Annotated in this window: 16 protein-coding genes; 3 read left to right on the top strand and 13 right to left on the bottom strand. The window is 58.0% G+C overall.

All coding sequences use genetic code 11. The features are described 5' to 3' along the window. From GSQ79_RS14270 to GSQ79_RS14260, 3 genes are all read right to left on the bottom strand, one after another. Positions 1-326 (bottom strand): hypothetical protein (locus GSQ79_RS14270; RefSeq protein WP_158809368.1); only part of this gene is annotated, 326 nt, incomplete at its 3' end. Between the two features lie 184 nt (positions 327-510). Next, the gene (locus GSQ79_RS14265) at positions 511-1,683 is read right to left on the bottom strand and encodes a glycosyltransferase family 4 protein (protein ID WP_158809367.1); all 1,173 of its coding nucleotides are present in this window, start codon (positions 1,681-1,683) and stop codon (positions 511-513) included. Between the two features lie 453 nt (positions 1,684-2,136). After that, positions 2,137-3,663 (bottom strand): lipopolysaccharide biosynthesis protein, encoded by a 1,527-nt coding sequence (locus GSQ79_RS14260; protein WP_158809366.1) that lies wholly within the window; start codon positions 3,661-3,663, stop codon positions 2,137-2,139. Between the two features lie 400 nt (positions 3,664-4,063). Here GSQ79_RS14260 and GSQ79_RS14255 point away from each other — a divergent pair, with 400 nt between their 5' ends. Then, positions 4,064-4,903 carry a glycosyltransferase gene (locus tag GSQ79_RS14255; RefSeq protein ID WP_158809365.1) on the top strand — a complete coding sequence of 280 codons (840 nt, stop codon included), beginning with the start codon at positions 4,064-4,066 and terminating at the stop codon, positions 4,901-4,903. A gap of 996 nt (positions 4,904-5,899) precedes the next feature. Here the strand turns inward: GSQ79_RS14255 and GSQ79_RS14250 are convergent. From GSQ79_RS14250 to GSQ79_RS14230, 5 genes are all read right to left on the bottom strand, one after another. Beyond that, positions 5,900-7,324: a hypothetical protein gene (locus tag GSQ79_RS14250; protein WP_158809364.1), complete on the bottom strand. Its 1,425-nt coding sequence runs from the start codon at positions 7,322-7,324 to the stop codon at positions 5,900-5,902. Between the two features lie 69 nt (positions 7,325-7,393). After that, a complete protein-coding gene (locus tag GSQ79_RS14245; RefSeq protein ID WP_158809363.1) occupies positions 7,394-9,100 on the bottom strand; it encodes a Wzz/FepE/Etk N-terminal domain-containing protein in 1,707 nt (568 codons plus the stop codon). Positions 9,101-9,118: 18 nt separating this feature from the next. Continuing rightward, positions 9,119-10,102 carry a glycosyltransferase family 2 protein gene (locus tag GSQ79_RS14240; protein ID WP_246725333.1) on the bottom strand — a complete coding sequence of 328 codons (984 nt, stop codon included), beginning with the start codon at positions 10,100-10,102 and terminating at the stop codon, positions 9,119-9,121. A gap of 97 nt (positions 10,103-10,199) precedes the next feature. Beyond that, on the bottom strand, positions 10,200-11,015 hold the full coding sequence (locus GSQ79_RS14235) for a hypothetical protein (protein ID WP_158809362.1): 816 nt from the start codon (positions 11,013-11,015) through the stop codon (positions 10,200-10,202). Positions 11,016-11,120: 105 nt separating this feature from the next. Further along, the gene (locus GSQ79_RS14230; protein WP_246725335.1) at positions 11,121-11,804 is read right to left on the bottom strand and encodes a sugar transferase; all 684 of its coding nucleotides are present in this window, start codon (positions 11,802-11,804) and stop codon (positions 11,121-11,123) included. A 251-nt stretch (positions 11,805-12,055) separates the two neighbouring features. On the opposite strand from GSQ79_RS14230, the gene GSQ79_RS14225 reads away from it, so the two are divergent. Both GSQ79_RS14225 and GSQ79_RS14220 read left to right on the top strand, forming a co-directional pair. After that, positions 12,056-13,276, top strand: coding sequence for a glycosyltransferase (locus tag GSQ79_RS14225; RefSeq protein WP_158809360.1), 1,221 nt, complete (start codon positions 12,056-12,058; stop codon positions 13,274-13,276). A gap of 444 nt (positions 13,277-13,720) precedes the next feature. Continuing rightward, the gene (locus tag GSQ79_RS14220; RefSeq protein WP_158809359.1) at positions 13,721-14,992 is read left to right on the top strand and encodes a site-specific integrase; all 1,272 of its coding nucleotides are present in this window, start codon (positions 13,721-13,723) and stop codon (positions 14,990-14,992) included. A gap of 141 nt (positions 14,993-15,133) precedes the next feature. Here the strand turns inward: GSQ79_RS14220 and GSQ79_RS14215 are convergent, their stop codons facing one another. From GSQ79_RS14215 to GSQ79_RS14195, 5 genes are all read right to left on the bottom strand, one after another. Continuing rightward, complete coding sequence (locus GSQ79_RS14215) at positions 15,134-16,222, bottom strand: molybdopterin-dependent oxidoreductase (RefSeq protein ID WP_158809358.1); 1,089 nt, start codon at positions 16,220-16,222, stop codon at positions 15,134-15,136. Positions 16,223-16,272: 50 nt separating this feature from the next. After that, positions 16,273-17,622, bottom strand: a complete 1,350-nt coding sequence (locus GSQ79_RS14210) for a chloride channel protein (RefSeq protein WP_210253090.1) — start codon at positions 17,620-17,622, stop codon at positions 16,273-16,275. Between the two features lie 5 nt (positions 17,623-17,627). After that, on the bottom strand, positions 17,628-17,969 hold the full coding sequence (locus tag GSQ79_RS14205) for a cytochrome c (RefSeq protein ID WP_158809357.1): 342 nt from the start codon (positions 17,967-17,969) through the stop codon (positions 17,628-17,630). Positions 17,970-17,991: 22 nt separating this feature from the next. Continuing rightward, positions 17,992-19,161: a molybdopterin-dependent oxidoreductase gene (locus GSQ79_RS14200; RefSeq protein ID WP_246725332.1), complete on the bottom strand. Its 1,170-nt coding sequence runs from the start codon at positions 19,159-19,161 to the stop codon at positions 17,992-17,994. Positions 19,162-19,255: 94 nt separating this feature from the next. Then, positions 19,256-19,716 (bottom strand): substrate-binding domain-containing protein (locus GSQ79_RS14195; RefSeq protein WP_158809355.1); only part of this gene is annotated, 461 nt, incomplete at its 5' end.

Here is a 19,716-nt window from a genome sequence, read left to right as displayed (position 1 = left end):
CGCTCTGGCCTGCCGTCGCCGAGCCGCACGTTTTCCGGGATATGCGACCATCGATCCACGAGGTCGAAGAGTTGCTGAGCGACGATTTCATTCACCTGCTCCTCACGGGTCGCGCACCTGTACTCCAGAACGCCGTTAATCCTTCGCTTGGCGAGATAGCGTGATTCGGAGATCGAGCCGTCGGCCATCGAAACGGGCACTTTGCTATAAGGCTCCCGTGTGAACACCTGCCAATTGTAAGTTGCAGGAAGTCGTCCCTCCTCGGGCTTCGAAGCCGATGAAAGGGCCCCCTTCAACGTGCTCATCAAACTCCACGCGATGTTCATCACGGGCCGCCTCAAAAGTTTGCGGGCTGGGGTCCGCGGGGTGCCGGAGGATTGAAGCACTGCAGCCCCGTAACGACGTCGTCTTCCTGGGTGCATGAGCGTTGGGACGGCCTTGCGCCAGCGCTGGTCGCATGATCGGCAGGATGTGCTTCTTGTGCAGATCCAAAACGGCTCGTTGGGCCGCTCACGGCCATGGCTCGTCTGCACAGTTATGGACGTGCAAATCGCGATCCCATGGCGAACGACTATTATGGGTTGTCGGCAGCGAAAAGGATGGGGCGCCGGGCTTCACCTCGACGTGATAGGAACCGAGACACTCCCGATAGACGTCAACGGTTTCTCTGGCGACGCGGTGCAGCGAGAGATGGCCAATATTGAGTTGGCTGCGTTGCCGCCATTCCGCAAGCCTCGTCACGTCCGAAATGAGCCACTTCATCGCGTCTGCTAGCTTCTCCGGAGACTTAGCATCGACCAACAACCCAGCGTCGCCGTTTTCCAATAGCTCGGGGACGCCGTCCACATTCGTCGCTATGATGGCACAACCATTCTCGCGCGCTTCGGACAAGACCAGCGGGGCAGGATCGGAATGCGACGCCAGGACAAAGATATCTGCGTTTTGCAAAAACCCGCGGGGATCACGATTGGCGCCACAAAAATGAATGCGCGGCGCGCTGTCCATTGCCCTAGCCTGAGCCTTATACTCCGCTTCGCAAGGCCCCTCGCCGACAAGATAGAGATGCGCGCCGCTCCCGTCTTGGTCCAAAATATCGAACGCTTTCAGCAGATCGGCCACACCTTTGCGAGGGTGCAGACCGCCAACGTAAAGGACAACAGGATGCTGGACGACAGGCAGTAGGGGAAAACGCTCGGGATACCGTAGAGACCCGATCGTCCCGTTAAGAACGACACGCAGTCGTTTGCTCGAGATCCCCCGCGAGCGCATCTGCTTACCGACGGCCGCACTGACGGCAATGACCCTGGTACCGATACCCATGAGGACTGCCGCACGCTCGAACGCATTATGAATGGTCGTGACGAGCGGCTTCCTGTGCCACTTGCAAGCGGGATAGGCGAGGACGGCACACGCCACCATGTGGCAATGTACGACATCCGGTTTCCATTTTCCCATAAGCCGCGAAAAGCGCATGATGGCTTTCACCAAGGCAAAAACGCTACGACGTTTATCGTAAGTAAAAACTCTCACGTTGGCTTGGCGGAAGACTTCGTCGAAATCGCCGCCGCCGCTGCAAACGGCGACATCGTGACCGAGTTGCGCCTGCGCGCATGCGATATCCACGGCTGCGTGCACATTGCCATTGAAGCGACCGGTATGGTTTACCAGATGCAGGATACGCATATTCTTCAGCTCCCCGAGATCGCATCAAGGCTTTCGTTAGGTCTTGCAAGATCGGAGGACGACGAAGATCAAGTAACGTCCACGTCGGCTTTGGAGATTATCGACTTCATCGCATTAAATGCCTGATATTAACGATAGCCAATTTTATTCTTTTTTTTAATATCAATACTGATCTCGATAGCAAGGAAGATGCTGTGCTTGGCACGATGGAAACGTCGGCCTCGAACGGCTGGATGACATTCGCAAAAACCGCAAGCGGGTCCAGACATTGCCGTAGGCGTTCAACACCGAATCTGCTTGATCCTTATCCCGGAGGCACTGATCACGATTTAAGGACCGTGAACCACGCCTCGTGCGAGACCAAACCCAGAACCCCGCTCGGCTTCTTGCCTGGTCGCGCGCGGGCAATCACGTCAGCGATCTTTCCCACCACGTATCGGTCTGAAACTGCCCTCAGCCAAAGGCAAAGCTTACGAAGCGGCGCGCGATCGAACCGAGCGGCCGCGGGAGGCGGTGAAATGCCTTGCTCATTCTTTCGACGTCGCTGCCATCCAATGCGCCGGTGATACTGACCGCCAAGATATAGGCTCCGGCGCCAGACCCAATTGCCAGCATCAATCCCGGTATGCCGTGGAAAACCGAAAGGACGCTATGAGCGATCAGAGCGCAGAAAGCGGCCGAAACGGCAAGCCGCGCTAGGCCGGTCCAGGGTAAAGAGAAGCCCAGGCGGTTTGCAATATACCAAACACCGAGCCCGACAACGAGCCCCTGCGTTGCAACGCGGGCAACGGCGGCGCCAAGCAGTCCGAAATGCGCGATAAGAGGAAAGCCGACAAGGATAGAGAATGCCGCGCCGATGAGGCCGAAATACAAATCGATATGGCTCCTCTCCATCGCCCAGATGACATTAGTGCCGATGGCGGATGTTGCCGTCAACGATCCTCCCAATACGAGGATAGCGGCAGCCGGGCCCGCTCCGCTAAAAGACGTACCGTAGAGGACCGGCAGAAGCGCAGGGAGGATCGCCGCAAGTCCAAAGCAACAAGGAAAGACCAGAAACGCCAGAAGCCTCGTTGCCGCGGCATAGGTCGCCTTCAAACTATCGAGGTCGTTCCGGCTGAACTGTTCCGTCAAATGGGGCAGAAGCCCCCAGGTCAACATCAGGGGTCCTTGAGCCGCAAGGTTCGAAATCGTTAAGGCGGCGGCGAACAGTCCGACCGACGGCGCGGCGGCCGTCAACTGAAGGAAGAAAATCTCGACGCGAGAAAAAACGAAAGCCGACGCTATCTCGGAGGCCCAGCGGTAGCGGGCATAGATCGAGATGCGACGACGAAGTTCCGCACTGGCATGTCCCTCGATACCGCGCAGATCGCGTAGCGCAATGATAGGCAGCACGCCACCGAGAAAATAGCCGGCCAAACTACCGCGAAGGCCGAACATCGCCGTTCCAATCGCCATACAAAAAAGCTGGATGCAGATGCCGCCCGTGCTCAGTCTGGCGACCCGGTCGAGGTGATGGACACCACGCAAATAACCCTTTGCATAGTCCGCGATAGCCTGCGTAGAACAACATAATCCGATGAGCAGCCAGCAAACCGGGTCTTCGATCCCCGCGCTCTTGACGGTCGCCGCGTCCGATATTGGATTTAATACCAACCATATGGCGTAAGAGCCGGCCAAAAGCGACGGTAGAGCGTTAAGCATGAACGCTCGCGGAAGCAGGAAGCGCGCAAGTCCCAGGGGCGACGTCGCACCGGGCCGATCGGCAATTTCAGGAAGATAACGCGTGAGCGTGAAAGGAAGGCCGGCGCCGGTAACGGTCGAACTGATCGCGACGATCCATATCGCGAATGTGTAACTCCCGGTTTCCGATACACCTAGAAGCCGAGCCACAATGACGTTGACGACAAATCCGCCCAATGTCGTGCTGAGCGCGGTCAAGCTGCCGTACAGTGTATTCTTCACGAAACGCCCGCTCATCTCGGCGCATCCGGACTCGGCCTGATGATCGCTGTGGCGCGATAGCCCAGAGCGATCCTATCGTCGACTGGGGACAAGCCACCGATTTCTTTCGCCTTCAAACGCATTTATGCCCTTCGGGTCGTGGAATGAACGCGGCGGATCTTGGAGCAAAGCCTGTGCCGCATACCCCTTCTACGGCTGTAGCATGCAGACCTTAATTTCGTAAATTATATTGGAATTAATTTTGCGTCTTGTTTGGAGGACTGGTAGGTATGGTTTTAACGACTGTATATTCTCTCTTTGCCGTGATCGGAGCATTTAAGTGGTAAGTGCGTGCTGTTGCTACATTGTCAACGCCGGCTACCTCTTTCCAACTTTGCTAAGTGCTTTGCAGGCCAGGCGTAGTTGTACAGACGCCGTGGGCGACGTCATCATATTATGCGTCGGCCCGAGTGATTCGACGACCGATGCCTATCGGGCAATATGCGACGCCCACGGCATCCGGTTCATGTCAGTTTCCGCAGACGTCCTCGACGGCCTTCCGATTTCCTTTGCAAGGTTTTTCGTTCACCGGATTCTCGAGAGGCGTTACAAATCCGTGCTGTACCTCGACGGCGATACGCAGGTCTGCGGAAGTCTTGACCCGCTGCTGCAGGTTTCGATTCCGAAGGGGCGTTTTTTGGCAGCGCGAGATCCGATGTCCATCGAATATCAAGAGCGGAACACGAAGTATGAGGAGACTTATCTGCATTCGATAGGGCTGCCCGCTGCCTCGGCTCGGCGATATTTCAATTCGGGCGTCATTCGATTCAATCTGGAAGATTGGCCAGAAACCAGTTCTCGTGTTCTGAGCGTCTCTGGCGATCGAAATCACGGGTTCAGATTTCCGGATCAAGACCCGCTCAACATCGCCTTCGGCGACGACTACCTCACGATGTCTTACAAGTGGAATTTCCCAGCGTTTTTTCTCAACTCTGGGTTTCAGACCTTGATCGAACCGCGTGTTTACCATTTCATGTCGAATCCGCGACCCTGGGACGGACCTTTCGCGCCGTGGGGCAGAAACTGGTTTGAGCCCTACACAAAGCTGATCAGGCAGTTTCCGCAACTGGAAAACCTCCGCAGCGGCATCAAGCCATTACGCTATCTGAAGTATATGCTTCAGCAACGGTACAAGCAGCTCGTCGAAACGCCTTTCTGGGGGTCGCAGCCGATCCGCAAGCGTGTCCTTCAGATTGAACAGGATGCCTATTTTTGATTGGTCGGCTTTAGCAGGCTAGGGTCCGCGGCGGTCTGCGGTTCCACGGCCTCCCGTTTTCGTCTAGAGGATTCCACGGAGCGCCGAGCGACCTCGGCTCTTGACACGAGCCCGACCCCATAACCGATTTGGGCGCAGATCAGGCACAAGATGCCGTCGATCAACGCGTGGGCGACGCTTCCGCCGTAAAACAGGGCTATACCGACGCCTAAGCTTGCCGAGACGACCAGCATCGCGATGAAAACGCCGATCGGAAGGAAGAGCGCCGAAACAACGCCGACGATGCCGATACCTAAGTATAACATTCGGACCTCCGGATCGAGCGTTCTCACTATTCAGCAAATGCATAACGCCGGCCGACGGCTATCGTAGACGCGTGGCACCTCGAAACCATAGCGGCATAGCCTAAAGTTGGAAACGCTGAGGTTCTATCAAATGTGGACGAAATGGCCTGGCGCGCTGGATCCAGCATGGCGTTAGAACTCTCGAACGGCACGGGCGGGCTGTGGACGGCGCATACAGCATGGTCACGAAGCCACAGGGATGAGGTTCGGAGGCTGTCATCCTGTCCGAACATCATCGATACGATACGTCTACGGTCGATCTGGCGGCCGGCGAGGTTGCGTCCCTCCCGCGGCTCAAGGAGACCCCGCAGGAATTGAACCGCTGAGGCATTCGACTATTTTAGACAGGTGACAGCACACGTGCCGCCGAGGTCGACCTCGGTCGCGTTGACATGCCAGCCGTCTCGGCGTCGAGACAGGAGGCACCCACCTTTCGTGCGGTCTACCCGGCTTAAGGCGCAATAGGCGAAATCCATAGAACCGCTGATCAATGCATCCTCGTGAGGCTCGATGGCGTATTGATGGGGGCCTGACAACTCGGAAGGAATACCCAAAAGGCGTTTCGTGAGGCGATTGGGTTCGGGCAACGTTAGAAACCCTAGCGTAATGCACTCGGTACAGAGCGCCCCTAGCATGCCGGCAATAAAGACCTTCATGCCGTCGACCCTCGCAAGGCCCCGACGCTGGCAGATCTTTCGTTCAACACGAGTGCGCGTGCGGATGCAGTGGGAGCTGCGCTAGAAAGAGCTCCCAAGACAAAGAACGGGAGCCCAAGATCGATTAGTGCGCCCGATATCGAGCCGGATATCAAAAGCCCGATGCAGGCACAACGCGCCGCGCCGCGGGCGCTGCAAATGAATTCTTCATCGCCCGAATGCGGTGCGGTAAGCATCAGAATGATGAAGCCGGCAAAAAGCGCAGTCCCGATGAAGCCGAGATTGGCGAAGCAGGCGATTATGAAGCTGGAGGCCCTCACGCTTCCAGCCCCGGCGCCCAATCCATTTGTATCTATAAAGGTCTGGAAACCTTCCACGTTGATTCGGCCTCGATCAATGCCGGATTGGCTTTGACCTTTATTGAAAATGAAGGTATCGAGAAGGCCTTTCGCAGCATCGCAGAGATCCGGACTTAATAATATCGCCGATACAGCAATGATAAGAACAAGCGGTATGAAAATAACGAAAACAATATCGGCTTGGGCTGCGCGCAAAGCCCCTATGCGCATCAGCGAACCCATATATATTATGAAAATACATATCGGAAGTGCGACATAGCCGGTGCTGGATGTCGACATGACGACCAATATGAACGAGGCGAGAGTGGAAAAAAGTGCCCATCCGCCATGAACATTTCCCAGCCACAGCCGCAACGAAAAGCAGAATATTGCGATCGTCGCGTTAGCAAACGCCGATGCTTCAGTAAATGACCCAATAATACGCTTCATATTGCCGACGGTAGAGTCTGTGTAGATCACGTATGTCGAATTTCTGATAAAATCCAATAAAAACGACGCACCAACGAGCGAAGATCCGATGTCGAGCAAAGCGAAACCGATATTGGCGATGGCGTAAACCATCAGCGATGCCGTCAGCGATCGAAACCCTTTTTCGCTGTCGGCGAAAGAACAGCACACGAAAAAGCAGACTACGTCGCCGATGAAGTAGACACTCTGGGTGATATTTCCGCTCGATGGAAGCAAGGGAATGCGGAACATGCCAGTGACGTATTGTGCGGAACTGACGGCGTTGACATCCACGCTTCCCGCGAAAAATCGCGGGAGGAAATAGGCCGAGAAGATGCAGTAAGCGAGGGTACAGAGAAGCCAGAAACCCGAATCCGGAAAACGCGCATAACGGGTCCAGCCGGCCCGAATCGCCGGGTTGCCGAGCCCCAGGGTCAGGACGAAGCCCAGCATGAGATGGGCAGGCTGGATCGTGCCTAATCCCGGAACCACGAACGCGGCAGCCGATCCAAGCAACATCGAAACGACAAGAATTCGAAAGCCGACCCGCGGGTCGAGCCTGAGGCTCGCGAACCCAGCAACCAACGTTATAACCCCGATGACCTCAACCGACATCGCGCGGTCCTTCTGGCAGCTACTGCGCTGACGTCCGCCCCGCGCTTGGACCGCGCGAAAGCGAAAGGTCTAGCGGACTGGAAAACCGGCACAGGCGTCGCCCGGCTTTGGAACATCCGAGAAACCGACTGCGGCACCCCGTGTGTCGTCACTAGACGTGTCCAATTCGAATGCGCCGCGCGCGCGTTTCATCGGCGCGACCGTCTTGTTCAAGATGACGCCAATCAGGGGCACGCCAGCCAGGTTGAGGATTTGGATCGCATCGTTGACATCGTCGCTCGCGCAACGACCCGCTTCCACGACGCAAATGACGCCATCGAGTTCCCGACCGACGATGCCGAGAGAGGATGTTTCAGTGATCGCAGGAAAGTCGATCAGGACGTGGCCGAAGGTCTTGAGTTCGTCGACAATCAACTTCACCTTCCAGGCCGGATAGATCTCCGCATGAGCAGATTGGGCATCGCCGAAGGGCACGAAACGCACACCCTTGGCAACGCTGACATGCAAGAGAGAATTGATAGGATCGCTGTGCAGGACAGCGTCACCGAAGCCTCTCTTTTCATTGGCGGCAAGCATTTTACTCAATGCGGGTCGGGGACCGTTTGCATCGACGAGCACAACGTTCTCCCTGTAGCTTCCGAGCAGGATCGACAAATTATACGCGACCCAACTCGTCCCTTCACCGCTGCACAAAGATACGATTCCAATGGCACGGTTCCCGCCGAGCAGCTTCGGCGCGGCGATCTCGGCAATCACCGGGCTCAAGGCGGCAAGCTGTTCAGGCCGAAAGGACTTGCCCACGGCCACCTCTCGCCTCTTTCGGAAAAAGGGCGAAGGCGGCGGCCCGGGAATCGATGCCAAGCATCGGAGACCAAGAACCTTGAAGACGTCGCGACGGGTGCGGATCGTGCGATCGGTATTGTGCCTGACGAGACTAGCGGACAACCCGGTCAGCAGCCCGAGAGCCGTCGCGAAGACGACGATCAATGTCGATTGCGGGTATGACTTCGTAAGAGGCACAATGGCCGCGCTGATGACGCGCGCATCAGCATCGGCAAAGTCAACCGCAGGAATTTCGCCGTTTCTGATCGCGTCGAGCAGTTGCAAGTTTTCGTCTTTGACGTCGATAATCCGACGTTGGAGCATTTCCGTGTCGCGCTGCCCCGAAAGAACACTGTCACGAATATATGCGGCGGTGATGCTGTTTGCGACGTGTGCCGCTTGCAGCGCCGTCGTCGAGCGGAAGGATGCTTCGACAACATATGACAATCCTATCCGGCGCACGGCGACACGATTCATGAAGTCCAGAAACGCGACCGTATAGCGTTCGCTTGGAGTCGGGTCGGACCTACCCAAGAGACGGGCAAGAATGCGGCGGTAGAACGGTTTGGGCGGCGGTTGGTCCGATGGCGATGGACCAAGATGCAGCGTATCGAAAACGAGCCTTAGCAGGCGCTCAGACTTGATCACCTGCAGACGGCTATCGGCCTGTGCCGAGTCAAGTGTCGCTTGCGCGTTGTCGCTGTCCGCCGTTGTTCTCTGCCTCAGCGTAGGCTTGAAGATGATCTGGGTCGCAGCGGTGAATTCCGCGGGAGTGATGGCGATGTAGACACCGGCAAAAAACCAGCAAGCCAACATCCAGGCAATCAAGCTGATTGAATGCCGCCTGATGGTAGCCGCCAGAGCGCGCATGTCGAAATGGGGCGAAGTCGTTTGATGGCTCGACATCGAGCCGCCAGTGGCATTGGCGGTCTCGAGATGTTGCAATCGCTCCATGGCTTGCCTCGTTTCCATTTATAAAAACTCGGCTCGCTCAGGCGCCATTATCCCGGAAAGCAAATCCCGGACCCCTCGCACATTTCCGTAAAGCCGGCCTGTTCGGTCAATGTGGCGTTCTGGCGCGATTGACCGAAGCACGTTGCTCGTCACATTGCGAAACAGGTGCTGCACGAGACTGAAGGTCGTCATCGTCCCTTTACGATGAAGATAGAAGGGATTGACGATCTGAGAATAGCCGAGCCGTCGCCCGGACACGCGGCCTTCCTTCGCGCCAAGATGGACGCCGATTGCCGTGCCCAGCTTGATCGATTTGCCACCGCGCTTTAAAAGCGCGCCGCCAAAGTCGCGATCCTCGAGCCATCCATAAAGAACAAGGCGCTCGTCGAAATAGAGATCTTTTATCGCCTCGAAGCGGAATGCCATGTTGCAGCCGTAAGGGCTATACCGCTCCACCGTGAGAGGGACGCCTCCTTTGAGCCCCTCGTCCATTATCCGCAGGGCCTGCTGCACCGTGAGGCCAGGCCCATGAATCCCGTCGGCAACGACGTGGCCGGTAATCGCTGCAACACTCGGATGAGCAAGAAAGTATCGTTCGACTGCCCGGATCCAATCTGGATGGGGGAAGAAGTCGTCATCGAAGAAAACTATGATGTCGGCACGCGACCCTAGTTCGCGAATGGCCGCATTGCGCTGCCTCGGGAGCCCAGGCTCACCGAGAACGCATCGGACGCCACTGTCGAATTGCAGCGGGCCTAGATCCTCGGCCGAAACGGCGGAGATCAAGATCTCGTCGGGCTGCCGCGTCTGTCTGGCCAACATTGCGACCGTCGTCGCCAGGATCTCGGCACGGCCTCGCGTCGCAAACACGACGGCAACGCGCAGCGCCGGCGATGGCTTGCCTCGCCTCGCCGTCGCGTCGCGTTCAGAAGCCGCAAGCCCACCGCCTGACGCGACGAGACCGTCACCCGTAGCCGTCATGTCTTCTCCGGGATCGATCACGATGCTGTCCTGAAAGCGAAGGGTACAAAAGCCGGAAGCAAGCGCCCCATTCCGACCGATTGTTTTGTTACAAACGTCATGAAGGACTCTAGATTACTCATGGTGACCGAGACTGTCCGGCCGGTGCGCTGGGCGGGTCGACACCACGCCGATAAGCTATTTCGTTTGCCGGATTCGCGTGAAAGATTGTGGAGCGTCCGCGAAGCCTTCGGCGGGCGCAGTATAGAAGGCGTCCCTTGATCCCATCGCCATTCAGATAATAATCAAGATTGGCGTCATGAACCCAGACGACGCCAAAATGATCTGCGTGTAGGACGTCGAGCAGATATTCCGCCATATCGTGGGACATCCGCGCACCCCGACCGCGCGCGACGTAGCCCAGCCAGCCAACCGCCGTAAAAAGCTGGTTTGATAGCAAGGCCTCCGGCCATATATAAGCCGGATGAATGCCGGTCCGGAATGCGAATTCGGCGGCGGTCGCTTCGCTGAAAGGTCCGACTGACTCGGTCTTGATCGAGCATAGAAGCGCATCCAGAAGGTTCAACGCGTTCAAGTCCTCGTCACGACTTGTCCAGAACTCCGACCGCTTCGGGAATCCCAGCCAGCCCCGAGTCTGAAGCGGAAACCAGGCCGCCGTTTTAGCGCGCCCGACCTCTTGGACGGCATAGGGGCTGATCGCTCGTAGCGGGCTGGACGCGGAATCGCTTCCGCAGAGCCGCCAGGCCAGGACGGCGACGCATTCCGCGATGCGATCGGCAACAGGTTTTGGGATGAGCCCGCTGCGCGGCAAGAGCCGTGGATAGATGCGGAGCATATCCTCGCCAATATCGCTCCAGTCTCTCACCGCCCGTAACGAACTCCAGCATCCCGACCCGACATCGTCATCCCACAGAGGTTCGGTACGGAAGTTCATGAACGGATACACCACTATGCCTCCCCAGGCTTTTGGGTCGCCCACTTGCAAGGTTAGCCGCTTGGATACACTCGGTCCGAATACAATTCGCTACTTCACCTGCTATCAACAGCTACCGCGCGCAGCCAATACTGCAGGAATTGTTTTTGCGATGATGATCAGGTCACGTGTGAGATTGCGGTTTTCGACGTATTCGACATCCATACTAACACGTGATTTGTATGAGAGATCGCTGCGCCCGCTGATCTGCCAGATACCTGTCAAGCCTGGGCGCACTTTATAATAGTGCTCGATGCTCGTGCCGTAATGGACAACTTCATCACGGACGATGGGCCGCGGACCAACGAGACTCATATCGCCTCGCAGGATATTGAACAGTTGCGGCAACTCGTCGACGCTGGTCTTTCGCAAGACCTGACCCAAAGGCGTCACCCGGGGATCGTTCTTGATCTTCCGCGTCATTTCCCACTCAACGCGGGCATCGTCGTTTTTCGCGATGTGTCGTGCCAGCACCTGGTCGCCATTCACGACCATCGTGCGAAATTTGAAGCACAGAAACGGTTTGCCGCCCCGCCCAACACGCCGGTGCTTTATAAAGATTGGCCTGCCTTGAAGAACCAGGAGACTCAACGCCATGAAAACGATGAGCGGGCTGAGCAGCAGAAGGGCGGCCAAGACGACGCACACGTCTAAGCCGCGTTTTGCGGTGTCGCCTGTCTGCTGTGTCTTCAAATCCAGCTGCTTGTCTTCTTCGCAGAAGGTGGCCGCCGGCACGACAACACTGCTCATCGTATTAAGCTGGTTCCAAAGCATCGAAAGCGCTCCCCTACTTGAAGGTCCAAATACTTTACGCTCCACTCCGCTAGCTTAATGTCATCTACAAGCGTATTCGACAATATTTTTATTAGAATTAATTCATGCTCGGCGGCAGAACTGGATCATGCGCAATTATTTTCGAAATAAATACTGCATGAAGGGTGGCAGTATGTATAGCTAATTGGCAGATCACTTTGCCTCCGGGATTCACCAGGGTGTGCTGCATGCGCGTCGCTATTATTCATTATTGGCTCGTCGGCATGCGTGGCGGCGAAAAAGTGATCGAAGAACTTTGTAGAATTTATCCGCAGGCAGATATATTCACGCATGTCTATGACCCAAGCGCAGTCTCAGATCTGATCAGATCTAAAAACGTCAAAACGTCTTTTATTTCACGTCTTCCGGCCGCTCGAAAGCGCTACAAATCTTATCTGCCGTTGATGCCAATGGCATTGGAACAGCTCGATCTGCGTGGCTACGATCTGATTATCAGTAGCGAGGCCGGACCAAGCAAAGGGATCATCCCCCCCGCCTCCGCTTTGCACGTCTGTTATTGCCACTCGCCGATGCGGTATATTTGGAACATGTATCACGACTACCGCGATGCCGCATCGAAGCTGACGCGGTTTTTGATGCCGCCGCTTTCTCACTATATCAGGACGTGCGATGTTATTTCAGCGGGTCGCGTCCACCATTTTGTCGCCAATTCGCAATGTGTGAGCGAACGGATCGAAACCTACTACGGGCGAAGCAGCACCGTGATCTATCCGCCAGTTGATGCGACAGCATTTGAAACCGTCAAGCCCAATGAAGTCGGTGACACCTATCTCATGGTCGGCGAGCTCGTCGGTTACAAGCGGACGGAGCTGGTGATTGAAGCCTTCAACCGCCTTGGGTGGAAATTGCTTGTTTTAGGTGGCGGCGAGATGCTCCAAAAGCTCCGCTCTCTGGCGGGTCCAAGCATAACGCTCCCCGGACCGCAGCCCTTTTCCGAACTCAGACACCATTATGCCCGCTGCCGGGCCCTCGTTTTCGCGGCTGAGGAAGACTTCGGCATGGTGCCGGTGGAAGCCATGGCAGGCGGAAGGCCTGTGGTGGCCTTCGGCCGCGGCGGGGCGACGGAAACAGTCGTCGAAGGGGTATCGGGCACGTTCTTTCGAGAACAGACCGTTGAATCGATCGTCGAGGCGCTCGTTCGATTCGAAACTATGCAGTTTGACAGCGAAGCTATCGTACGGCGGTCGCGCGATTTTGGCGCCGAGCGCTTTCGCGAAGAGTTCGGAAGTCTCGTCGAAAATCTTTTGGATAGCCGGCGGCGATCGCGCAAACGCTTCGACCTGCCCTTCAGCCTTCCGAATACAACGTTATCGGGCGCCGGTGGCGTCACGCAGACGGCCTCCGGGTTCCAATCTGAAAAGAGGATATCGCGGGCAAGGGCCACCTGACTGTCAGACTATAGAGCTCGTCTTTGGATCGGGTAGGAAGCGATTGTCGCGGCTCAATGACCTAGCGTGTTTATGAGTTTCGAACTCTCGACCCAGATCTAGCCAGGTTTGCAGCGCGGCTTTCAAGCGGCCCGATAGCGGACGTCTCGCAAGTCAGCAAGCGGACACTGCTTGTCCGTTACCCTCACTGTTACCCTGCAAGAGAGCCAATAGTTGGGCCGGACGACAAGTCATTGATTTAGCTGGTACCACCACCCCGGCTCGAACGGGGGACCTCTTGATCCACAATTAGTGGGACTCCTTATCCCAGCATGTCCCCCAACGTCCTTCTAAGCTCCTAACCCTTTCTAAAATAACAGTTTTCTGTTATGGTCTTGTCCCTTTAGGTCTGGTATGATCCTTTTAAGGTGGTCACCATATGGTCACCCAAGGAGGCCTGAAAGGATGCCGTCGTTCTCCACTAAATTAACTAGACGGTCGGTGGACAGCGCGGCGCCGCAGCCAGGCCGGTACTTCCTTTGGGACTCTGAACTGAAGGGCTTCGCACTCCGCGTCGCGGAAAGCGGCACGAAGACGTACGTTGTTAGATACCGGCCCCGCGGCATTGGTCGAGGAGCACCAAAGAGATTTGTGGTTTTGGGCCGACATGGTCCCGTCACACCTGAAGAAGCGCGTGCCCGTGCCAAAGCCATTTTGGGGGCAGTGGCCGCAGGCCAAGACCCAGCCTTACAGGCGGCCCACCCTGCACTAGCAATTACCCTTAACGACCTTGTCGACACGTTTATCAACGAACATGTTGAGGCGAAGAGGAAGGCGAGAACAGCTACTGGGTACGCTGCGATCCTTCACAAGAACGTGGTCCCGCGGTTTGGAAAAAGAGCTGCAGATGGCATCGCTCGAAACGAGATCGCGCAACTTCATTTGTCCATGCGAAATCGTCCTTATCTTGCCAATCGCGTGCTGGCGATTGTTGCAAGCATGTACAGCTTCGCAAGGAAGGCCGGACTGGTACCAAAAGGAACAAATCCGACCGAAGGTATTGAGCGCTACCGCGAGTCCTCTCGAGAGCGCTATCTCACGACGGACGAGTTGAACCGTCTTGGCGAGACGTTGCGCTTGGCAGAGTCGGCTGGACTGCCGTGGAAGATGGACACCGAAAAACCTGCCAGCAAGCATCTCCCTAAGCCGGACGACCGACGCACCGTGTTGCCTACCGAGGCCGTGCTCGCCATTCGCCTTCTCCTTTTCACCGGTGCGCGGCTCCGGGAGATCTTGCACCTGGAGTGGTGTCACGTGGATCTAGACCGTGGCCTCATGCTTCTTCCGGACAGCAAGACGGGGCGCAAGACCATTGTGATGAGCACCTTGGTCGTTGCTCTCCTACGAGCGTCGACGCGTTCTGGCCGATACGTGATCCCTGGAGCCGGCGCCGATCGGCCTCGCTCGGACCTTAAGAAGCCTTGGCAAGCAGTCCAGCGCCATGCTGGTCTGGAAGGCGTGAGGCTGCACGATCTACGTCACACATTCGCGTCGATCGGCGCCGGCGCGAGCCTCGGCCTTCCGATTGTCGGCAAGCTTTTGGGGCATGCTCAGCCGGCGACGACCGCACGGTACGCTCACTTGGATGCAGATCCACTTCGCCGCGCAACAAACCTGATCGGTGATCAGCTCGCCGGCGCTCTTGCCGAGCAGGTGAAGGCGGCCCTTCCTGAATGATGTTTGGAGCAGAGCTGTCGCTCCCCTACCTTCTCGAGTTTTACGACTGCAGTTGGCCGTTTGCTGAACGGCAAGTCTGGAGACAAACCATAGGGATAGCGGACGGTCTCGCCGCGATTGCGTCAGACTCACATGGACCAATTAGACGACGGATACTCTTACGCGATGCCAAGCAGCGCTGAGGTAACCTTTGAAATTCCAGGTATCGTCAGGAGCTGCTGGTTGCGTCTGGCCGGCAGAGTCCCAGGCTCGAACAACCAATTCGTGCTCGCCCTTCGATAGATCCAGCGAGGCGTGCCAGAACGTCCAGCTCCATGGTGAGGATCCTTCCAATTCGGCTAGGCTCCAGGTCCTTCCGCCGTCGCCGGAAATGTCTACGCGAACGATCTCGCGCGCGGTCGCGACCGCATAGCCGCGAATGGTCGTCAGTCCAGGCTTCAAAGTGGCGTGCGGGGACGGCTCGCAGATCGCTGCGTTGATCGGCATATCGTTGATCGTGACGCCCTTCGTCCAATCGACGGTGTCAGCGGTGACATTCGAGGGAAGCATCTTGTAGTCGCGCTGTTGCATGTGATTGTCGGACGGCTGTGCCTGGACAGTGATCCGGGAGAGCCACTTCGGGCTGCGAACCCCAGCAAATCCCGGCACCACGACGCGGAGGGGAAAGCCATGCGCTGGCGCAAGGTCCTCGCCGTTCATTGCGAAAGCGAGGATGACTTCGGGGGACACCGCCTTGGCCATTGGAATGGATGCGCCGTACAAAAAGCGCCCTTCACCTTCCATCTCGATCTCGTCGCATGAGGCGAAAGCCACATGAAGGTCCGCGTTGTCTGTCGCGCCGGCAGCTTGCAGAACGTCGGAAAGCGCAACGCCTGTCCATTCTGCATTACCGATCGCACCCGGCGCCCAGGGATCGCCGGAGACCTCTGCGACCTGAAGCATATCGGCACGCCGGTTGCCGGCGCATTGCATCACGGCCGTCACCGTGCGGTGCGGAAAACACGTGCGCAGCTCGGTCATCGATAGATTCAGCGACCGCTCAACAAGGCCATCGACCACCAAACGATGCTCGTCGGCATCAAGCTGTGGAATATTGCCATGGCTGCGAACATAAAAATCCGCCTGTGCCGTGATGAAGGCTGACCGTAGTCGATCGAGGGGCGGCTCCGCGTTGTAGGGCTCCTTGGAATGGACGATAAGGTTGCCTTTTGACTCGAAGATGTTCAGCACGTCGCGCTCCGTTTCAAAACTCAACGCGGCTGCGCGCCACGAGATCGAATCTAATTTCTGGTTGGTTCGGAAGCGGGCTCCCGCGAACGGATCCGGGCAAGCACCTGCGCATCTGTCAGGCGTGCGTCGTAGATCGACCGAGGTTCGACGGTTCGCGAGACCAGCGTCGCGGTCGCGACGGCGAGCAGGAGCGGCACGATGAATGAGCGGTCGCGCCCGGTCAGCTCCATCATCAGAACGACCGTGGAAATCGGGCCCTGCGTCGTCGCCGCCAAGACGGCTGCCGCACCGATCACCGCGAAGAGGCCGGCGGGTTCGCCGGGCCATAGCAGCGTCCATGCCGACCCTAGCACGCCACCGAGTAAGGCCCCGAGTGTCAGGGACGGCGTGAAGAGGCCACCGGGCGCGCCGCTGCCGAGGCACAACACGGTCGCGAGAGGCTTCAGGACCAAAAGGATGAGCATCAGCAAAGGCGCGCTGTGTCCCGTGAAGGCGAGCTGCGAGACGTCCTTGCCGTTGCCCAGGATTTGCGGAAACCAGATCGAGGCAAACCCCACGAGGCCGAGAGCTAGCGTAGGCGCGACAAGCCGTTTCCAGCCTCTCGGCTTGTTGCGGTCCGCCCAAGCGATGACGCGGACATACCCAACCGACACGACTCCTGCGACAGGGCCGGCAAAGAGCGCCCACACGATGATCGAGGTCGAGCTTTCGTAGGCTGGGATGAGATAGGTTGGGGCATCCGGGAGAGCCATCCAGGAGACGGCGGTCGCGACCAGTGAAGTCACGAGCGCCGGAAGAACGAGACGTAGCGCCAATACGCCACGCAGCACTTCCAGGGCGAAAAGCGCGCCGCCGAGCGGCACCCCGTAGGCCGCCGCCATGCCGGCACCTGCGCCGCACGCCACCAGAAGCTGGCGCTGCTCGTCCGATAGACCGCCGCGGTCAGACAACGCATTGGCGATGACGGCGCCGGCCTGCTTCGGCGCGCCTTCACGTCCCAGCGACGCGCCCATGCCGACGATGATGACGGATAGAACGGCGCTGCCGAGCGTTCGCAGCGGCGGAAGGCGCCCGGCCTCGAACCATATCGCGGCACTGATGTCGATGCCGTTGCCACTGGAAAGCCTAACCAAAACAAGCTGCCCGGCGCCGGTGAGTAGACCGGCTCCGATCAGCACCAGCATGTGCCGCTGGGCGCTTGCATGCTGCGCGGCGTCCAGAAGCGACGCGCCGGGGCCAAGCCACATCACATGCTGCACGGCCTGCAGCAGCAACGTCAGGAGCGCCGCGCCGATGCCGGTCCCGATGCCCGTGAGGAAGACCGCGATCCAAAATCGTACCGCACCCGGTTGACGCAACGTGGCGGGTACAAGCTTGGACGCCTCCGCGGCATCGATCATTGCGGCTATTGGCCGGGCTTGAGCGCTGCCAGATAGTCGACGATCTCGGGGACGTCCGCCTCAGCGACCGGCGCGCCATAGACCTTGCGCATCTTCGTGACTTCGTCGGTCCAGGCTTGCTTCGACAAAGGCGGTTGCACGAACACCATGCCGGCAGAATGACATGTGACGCAGTTGGCGTTGATCGCGTCGGCACCCGGACCGGGAAAGTCCCGGCTGCTGGTGGGATACGTGATGGTTACCGACCTCAAGGTGACACCATTCGCCGAAACCGACGGTTCGGAGGCCGTCGCGAGGGAAGCTCCCGATAGGAGGACTAGTGCCGCCGCTGTGGTTGCTCTGAGCATGCTGCAATCCTTTCGCACGACGTTAGGCCACGACAATCGTTGTGGCCTCGATGACGTTCAGCATGAAGCCGCCGCCGTTCCAGGTCGGCTTGTCGGGTTGCATGACGCCCGCCGTGTTTTTGGCGCGGACCATCAGCACCTGCCGCCCGCCCGACGAGGGCGTGAACGATACCTGCCAGGATCGAAAGCTGTACTTTCCTTCGTCCTTGCCAAGCGTGGTCGGCATCCATGTCTTGCCGTCGTCGGCGGACAACTCGACCGTCTCCAAGCCGCAGTCCCCCCCGAAGGCGATGCCGCGCACGACGCTCGGCTTGCCGCTCGCCAAACGCGCGCCGGCTGTCAGGTTGGTGATGAAGGACCGTGGCACCATCCGGTTGATCGGAACGGTCTTGAAGCCCTTTTCACCCGGCTTGACGTTAGCGCCCGGGGTGTCGGGAATGCGATAGGCGGTCTTCATCCAGTAGTTGTCGTCAGGCTTGTCGAGGACGGTGATCGCGTTCAGCATCTTGACCCAATAAGTCGAGTACCAGCCGGGCACGATGAGACGGAGCGGAAAGCCGTTCAACATCGGGAGCTGAGCGCCGTTCATCTGATAGGCGATCATGACCTCGCCATCGCTGGCATGGTCGATGTCCAACGATTTCAGAAAGTCTGGAGTCTCTGGCAGCACGCCTTCGTCCAGTCCGTTGAATTGAACCTGGACCGCGCCGCTTTTGATGCCAGCCTTGTCGAGAACATCACGTAGACGCACGCCGGTCCATTTCGCGTTGCCCATTGCGCCATGACCCCACTGGGCGCCGGGGACGCGCGGCGCAACATAGCCTCGGGAGTTTCCCGAGCATTGGTTCACCGCCGCAATGTCGAACCGCGGCAGGCCGAGGATGTCCGCCAGCGACAGCGACAGCTCCTTCTCGACATGCCCGGTGACGCTCAGACGGAACGTCGCGACGTCGACCGATTCCGGAATGGTCGCCAGGTGCCAGCGCACGAAGAACTGATCGTTTGGCGTGAACACCCCCTTATCGTAGACTGCGAAGGGGGTTTCGAGGAGCGGTGGCCGCGTCCGTTGCAAGATCATCTCGCCCTTCTCGGGAAAGGCTTTCGTCAATTCGCGCTCGTTCGGCCCGCTCGGCAGGCCAAGTTTCGTGACGGCCTGTGCCCATGCCGGCGTCGAGGCTAGGAGCGCTCCCATCGCGCCAGCTTGCCCGATGACGCGACGGCGGCTTGGATGAGCATCGTGTGATGAATGCATCGGTGTTCTCCGTTGTAATGCAAGGCGTAGTAGTTCAGGGGGCGATCCAGCCGAACTTCTTGAAGATCGAAGCACCCTCGTCAGAGCGCAGGAATGCGACGAAAGCTGCCGTTTCTGAATGCGTCTCGCCGCGTCTGGTCATGGCAACGCCCATGTCGCGAAAAATCTGGCGCTCGGGTTCGATCGCGACTTGGTCTGCCAGGTCCGGATTGGCAGTCTGCCAAATTGTCCAGATCAGCCACGCGTCGATCGTCAGATCGCTCTGCCAAACTTTCTTGGCGTCGCCGCTGTTCTTGGCAAAAACTGCGATATTGGCGCGAAACGCACGCACGCTGGCGACATCGCCAAGGCGCCCCGAAACGTCCTCCCAAAGCCCTTGCTGTCCCGCCCCGTCGACGACGAGGATGCGATGCCCCGACTTCAGAAGGTCGGCGATGCCCTGAATGCTGGCGGGGTTCCCCTTTCGCACCAGTATTGCGGCGCCACGTAGATACA

The organism is Beijerinckia sp. L45 (assembly GCF_009765775.1).
Classification (GTDB): domain Bacteria; phylum Pseudomonadota; class Alphaproteobacteria; order Rhizobiales; family Beijerinckiaceae; genus RH-AL1.
This window is presented reverse-complemented; position numbering and strand designations above follow the sequence as displayed.

Coding starts and splice junctions, on each gene's coding strand:
- GSQ79_RS14265 (WP_158809367.1), bottom strand. CDS start 1,683: ATGCGTATCCTGCATCTGGTAAACCATACCGGTCGCTTCAATGGCAAT.
- GSQ79_RS14260 (WP_158809366.1), bottom strand. CDS start 3,663: ATGAGCGGGCGTTTCGTGAAGAATACACTGTACGGCAGCTTGACCGCG.
- GSQ79_RS14250 (WP_158809364.1), bottom strand. CDS start 7,324: ATGTCGGTTGAGGTCATCGGGGTTATAACGTTGGTTGCTGGGTTCGCG.
- GSQ79_RS14245 (WP_158809363.1), bottom strand. CDS start 9,100: ATGGAGCGATTGCAACATCTCGAGACCGCCAATGCCACTGGCGGCTCG.
- GSQ79_RS14235 (WP_158809362.1), bottom strand. CDS start 11,015: ATGAACTTCCGTACCGAACCTCTGTGGGATGACGATGTCGGGTCGGGA.
- GSQ79_RS14230 (WP_246725335.1), bottom strand. CDS start 11,804: ATGAGCAGTGTTGTCGTGCCGGCGGCCACCTTCTGCGAAGAAGACAAG.
- GSQ79_RS14225 (WP_158809360.1), top strand. CDS start 12,056: ATGCGCGTCGCTATTATTCATTATTGGCTCGTCGGCATGCGTGGCGGC.
- GSQ79_RS14220 (WP_158809359.1), top strand. CDS start 13,721: ATGCCGTCGTTCTCCACTAAATTAACTAGACGGTCGGTGGACAGCGCG.
- GSQ79_RS14210 (WP_210253090.1), bottom strand. CDS start 17,622: ATGATCGATGCCGCGGAGGCGTCCAAGCTTGTACCCGCCACGTTGCGT.
- GSQ79_RS14205 (WP_158809357.1), bottom strand. CDS start 17,969: ATGCTCAGAGCAACCACAGCGGCGGCACTAGTCCTCCTATCGGGAGCT.
- GSQ79_RS14200 (WP_246725332.1), bottom strand. CDS start 19,161: ATGGGAGCGCTCCTAGCCTCGACGCCGGCATGGGCACAGGCCGTCACG.